Annotated in this window: 3 protein-coding genes; 1 reads left to right on the top strand and 2 read right to left on the bottom strand. The window is 60.6% G+C overall.

The window, feature by feature from the left end:
* Window positions 1–413: 413 nt before the first annotated feature.
* The gene (locus AC1DH9_RS21305) at window positions 414–779 is read left to right on the top strand and encodes a DUF6124 family protein (protein ID WP_427536833.1); all 366 of its coding nucleotides are present in this window, start codon (window positions 414–416) and stop codon (window positions 777–779) included.
* A gap of 337 nt (window positions 780–1,116) precedes the next feature.
* Here AC1DH9_RS21305 and adeC read toward each other — a convergent pair whose 3' ends face one another.
* Entirely contained in the window at window positions 1,117–2,577 is a 1,461-nt protein-coding gene (gene adeC / locus AC1DH9_RS21300; protein WP_427536831.1) for an AdeC/AdeK/OprM family multidrug efflux complex outer membrane factor, read from the bottom strand.
* Window positions 2,574–5,436, bottom strand: a 2,863-nt coding sequence (locus AC1DH9_RS21295; protein WP_477808733.1) for an efflux RND transporter permease subunit, incomplete at its 5' end; no start/stop codon positions are given. The genes AC1DH9_RS21295 and adeC, both read right to left, overlap by 4 nt.

Below are 5,436 nucleotides of genomic sequence, written 5' to 3'. Positions count from 1 at the left end.
AAACCGCGTACGCAGGATTTGCGAGGACTGCGTCCTCGAACGCCGCCTCGCGGGCTCGGCAGCTGCTACAACGGGTGTTTAAGCTTGCCCACGCGGTGCCCATCAGAGGCTACAGCGCCTTGCGTCGCGGCCTACACCTGCGCCAGAATCCGCCGGCTTGTGCGCCTTGGTCGTCGCCTCTATTGTTTCCGTGTCACTGCCCATCAGTGATCGGGTTTAGTCGCCTGTCGTAGCTAAGTCGCATCAGTGCCAATCAGTCAGGTATCCCATCCCTGCACTTGATGGTGGCTGTGCGCAGGGCGCCCTCGGGCGCGCCGATTTCTTAGCTCGTCGGTCGACTAACCTGCGTACAGCCGCCACCCATTCGTTTAGTCGCGAGCAGGTTGCAGCCTCACTCAAAGAGAGCTAAGCCAATGTTCAAAGCCACTCCCAATCCCCCTGATACCGAAAGCACCTCTCCCTACGCCACCCTCGACTCAAAAGAACTCCACGCCGCCGCGCACCGCGCGCTCGACCATTACCTGGTGCTACCCGAGACCAAGCAGCTATTGGCCGACCGACGCCCCGGCTGCATTTTCGTCATCGCCCCCGACGTCGACTCTGAAACCCTATTGGCCCACGCCTGCGAAACCCTCGCCTCGGCCAATGTCATGGCCAGCGATCTGGCGTTCGACCTCGAAGGCCCCAARCGCAATACCGCRCTGGCKATTCAGCAGATGATTTCSCTGGCCGARTTGGCGGTGAATCGCGCWCTGGATCAYCTYGATCCACCGGAGTAACAGATAAGAACGCGGCYCCCGCGTAGCAGCTGTCGAGCCCGCGAGGCTGCGTCCGAGGACGCAGTCCTCGCCAACCCTGCATACGCGGTTTACCGGAATGAACGTGTTGCAAGATTTTACGACTGCTTCGCAGCCGAACGCAGCCTCGCAGGCTCGGCAGCTGCTACGACAGGTGTTTAAGCTTGCCCATGCTGTGCCCATCAGAGGCTACAGCGCCTTTTTCCCGTATCCATTAGTTCCTCCTGAAGATAAGTCAGAAGGTGTAAACCTTATTCAGGACGAGACACAGCCCAAAAAAAAGCCCACCAAATGGTGGGCTTCGTTCTTACGGGTGTTATTAGAACATCTTCAGCTTCGGCGCTTCTTCTTTCACCGGCTCGTTCTTCGCGGTTTGTGCGTTCCAGCCACCGCCGAGAGCCTTGTACAGGTTTACTTCGCTGATCAGTTGCGACAGGCGGTCGGTGATCAACGATTGCTGCGCAGTGAACAACTGACGCTGGGCGTCGAGGAAGGTCAGGTTGCTGTCGACACCGATGCGGTAGCGACGTTCGGCCAGGCGGTAGTAGTTCTGGTTGGCGGCCACCAGATCACGCTGGGCCTGCAACTGTTCGTTGAAGGTCAGGCGTGCAGCGAGGCCGTCGGAGACTTCCTGGAAGGCGGTCTGGATCGACTTCTCGTACTGCGCGATCGTGATGTCTTTCTGGATTTTCGAGTAATCCAGGCTKGCGCTCAGGCTACCGGCATTGAAGATCGGCAGGTTGATTTGCGGCTGGAACAGCCAGGTCCCCGAACCACCCTTGAACAGACCGGACAGATCCGGGCTCAGGGTGCCGGCATTGGCGGTCAGGCTGATGCTCGGGAAGAACGCTGCCCGTGCCGCGCCGATGTTGGCGTTGGCAGCCTTGAGCTTGTGTTCGGCTTCAAGGATGTCCGGGCGACGTTGCAGCAGGTCGGACGGCAGACCGGCCGGTACTTCGCTGAGCAGGTCATCGGACAACGGCTGGCCCGCTGCCAGATTGGCCGGTACACCGGTGCCCAACAGCAGCGCCAGGCTGTTTTCGTCCTGGGCAACCAGGCGAGTGAATTTCGCCTGTTGGACCCGGGCGGTCTCCACGGCCGTACGCGACTGGCTCAGGTCCAGCGCCGAAGCCACGCCGACTTCATTGCTACGGGAGGTGAGCCGGTAGCTTTCTTCGAAGGTGGCGAGGGTGTCCTGGGACAGTTTCAGCTGTTCCTTGTCGGCCTGCCAGGTCAGGTAGGCGTTGGCCACGCTGGCCACCAGGCTGATCTGGGTGCTGCGGCGTGCCTCTTCAGTGGCGAAGTAGTTTTGCAGCGCTTGTTCGTTCAGGCTGCGAACGCGACCGAACAGGTCGAGCTCATAGGCGCTGACGCCCACGGTGGCCGAGTAGCTGGCGTTGATGCCCTCTTTGCCGGTCTGCGAGGCTCGCGCCGGAATCCGCTGACGGCTGCCGCTACCGGTCGCCGAGACGGCCGGGAACAGGTCGGCGCGCGAGATGCGGTATTGGGCCGCAAAGGCGTCGATGTTCAGCGCCGCGACACGCAGGTCGCGGTTGTTTTCCAGAGCGGTCTGGATCAGCTGTTGCAGCGCCGGGTCACGGAAAAATTGCTTCCAGCCTTGTTCGGCGGCAGCCTGGCTGGCGGCCTGGGCCGGCGAATACGCCGGACCTTGTGGGTATTGCGACGCAATCGGTGCCGCAGGCTGCTGATAATCCGGTATCAGCGAGCAGCCACCGAGCACGAACGCGGCGATGGCTAGGGAGAGTAGCGACTTGCTCATTGGCCAGCCTCTTTAGAAGTTTCTATAGCGACGTCATCCTGATCCGCAGTTTTGCGTTGACCCATCGACGACACGGTGACAAAGAACAGTGGGACCCAGAAGATCGCCAGTACGGTGGCCGTCAGCATACCGCCGATAACCCCGGTACCGATCGCATGCTGGCTACCCGAACCTGCGCCGGTGGAGATGGCCAGCGGTACCACGCCGAGGACGAAGGCCAGCGAGGTCATGATGATCGGTCGCAAACGCATCCGACAGGCTTCGATCGCGGCATCGACCAGGCTGCGCCCTTGTTCATGCAGTTCCTTGGCAAATTCGACAATCAGAATGGCGTTTTTCGCCGCCAGACCGATCGTGGTCAACAGACCCACCTGGAAGTACACGTCGTTGGACAGACCGCGCAGGCTGGTGGCGAGCAGGGCACCGATGATCCCCAGCGGTACAACCAGCATTACCGCAATCGGAATCGACCAGCTTTCGTACAGCGCCGCCAGACAGAGGAAGACCATCAGCAACGACAAGGCGTACAGCGCCGGAGCTTGCGAGCCGGACAGACGTTCCTCATACGACAGACCGGTCCAGGAAATACCCACGCCTGCCGGCAGTTTCTGGGCCAGGGCTTCGACTTCGGCCATGGCTTCACCAGTGCTGTAACCAGGCGCTGGCGCCCCGAGGATTTCTATCGCTTCTACGCCGTTGTAACGCGCCAGCTTCGGCGAGCCGTAGATCCACTCGCCCTTGGCGAACGCGGAGAACGGAACCATGGCGCCCTGGCTGTTGCGTACATACCATTTCTTCAGGTCTTCAGGGCTCATGCGAGCACCCGGCTGGCCTTGTACGTAAACCTTTTTCACCCGACCACGGTCGATGAAGTCGTTGACGTAGCTACTGCCCAGCGCGATCGACAGCGTGTTGTTGATGTCGGTCATCGTGATGCCCAAGGCACTGGCCTTTTCATCGTCGATTTCCAGCTGGTATTGCGGTTCGTCGTTCAGACCGTTCGGACGGACCTGCGACAGCACCTTGCTCTGCGCCGCCATACCGAGGAACTGGTTGCGGGCAGCCATCAACTTGTCGTGACCGATGCCGGCGCGATCCTGCAGGAATACGTCGAAACCGGTGGCGTTACCCAATTCCAGTACCGCCGGTGGCGCGAAAGCGAACACCATGGCGTCACGGAAGGTGAAGAAGTGCTGTTGGGCACGGGCCGCAACCTTGAACACGCTGTTGTCGGCATTCCGCTCGTGCCATGGCCTGAGCATGATGAACGCCATGCCCGAACTCTGGCCACGGCCGGCGAAGTTGAAGCCGGTCACGGTAAACACCGAGTTCACTGCATCGCCTTCACCGCCGTCCTTGCCAGGACGCAGCAGGAATTCACGCATCTCGTCCACGACCACTTGGGTGCGCTGGGAGGTAGAGCCGGCCGGGGTCTGGACCTGGGCAAAGAGTACGCCCTGGTCTTCTTCCGGCAGGAACGCCGTTGGAATGCGGGTGAACAGCCAGATCATGCCGACCACGATGATGATGTAGGCCAGCAGGTACGGCGCCTTGTGCTTGAGCATGTTGCCGACACCGCGCTCGTAGCTTCTTACGCTACGGTCGAAGTTACGGTTGAACCAGCCGAAGAAGCCGCGTTTCGGAGTGCCGTGATCGCCTTTCGGAATCGCCTTGAGCATGGTGGCGCAGAGCGCCGGGGTGAAGATCAGGGCAACCAATACCGAAAGGGCCATGGCCGAAACGATGGTGATCGAGAACTGCTTGTAGATCACCCCGGTCGAACCGCTGAAGAACGCCATCGGCAGCAGTACCGCCGACAGCACCAGTGCGATACCGACCAGTGCGCCCTGGATCTGGCCCATGGATTTCTTGGTGGCTTCCTTGGGTGAGAGTCCTTCTTCGCTCATCACCCGTTCGACGTTTTCCACCACGACGATGGCATCGTCCACCAGCAAGCCGATGGCGAGCACCATACCGAACATGGTCAGGGTGTTGATGCTGAAGCCGAACGCCGCGAGGATCCCGAAGGTACCCAGCAGCACCACCGGTACGGTCATGGTGGTGATGACCGTGGCGCGGAAGTTTTGCAGGAACAGGAACATCACCAGGAACACCAGCACGATCGCTTCGACCAGGGTTWCAACCACACCCTTGATCGATTCGGTCACCACCGGAGTGGTGTCGTACGGGAACACCACTTCCATCCCTTCCGGGAAGAATGGCTTGAGGTTGTCGATGGTCTTGCGCAGGGCCTTGGCGGTGTCGAGGGCGTTGGCGCCGTTGGCCAGTTTCACTGCCAGACCGGAAGCCGGGCTGCCGTTGAACTGGGCGCTGATGCTGTAGTTCTCGCCACCGAGGCCGACATCGGCAACGTCAGACAGGCGAACCTGCGAGCCGTCCTTGTTGACCCGCAGCAGAATTTCCTTGAACTGCTCGGCCGTCTGCAAGCGGGTCTTGCCGATGATCGTGGCGTTCAGTTGCTGGCCGGGCAGGGCGGGCAAGCCACCGAGTTGACCGGAGGAAACCTGGACGTTCTGCGCAGCGATGGCGGTTTTGACATCGACCGGGGTCAGGTTGAAGTTGTTCAACTTGGCCGGGTCGAGCCAGATACGCATGGCGTACTGGGCACCAAACACCTGGAAGTCACCGACACCCGCAGTCCGCGAGATCGGGTCCTGCATGTTGGAAACGATGTAGTTGGACAGGTCGTCCTTGGTCATGCTGCCGTCGCGCGAGACCACGCCGATGACCATCAGGAAGTTTTTCACTGCCTTGGTCACGCGGATACCCTGTTGCTGCACTTCTTGCGGCAGCAGCGGGGTGGCCAGGTTCAGTTTGTTCTGGACCTGGACCTGCGCG

This window comes from Pseudomonas sp. 05T35, from assembly GCF_056396605.1.
This window is presented reverse-complemented; position numbering and strand designations above follow the sequence as displayed.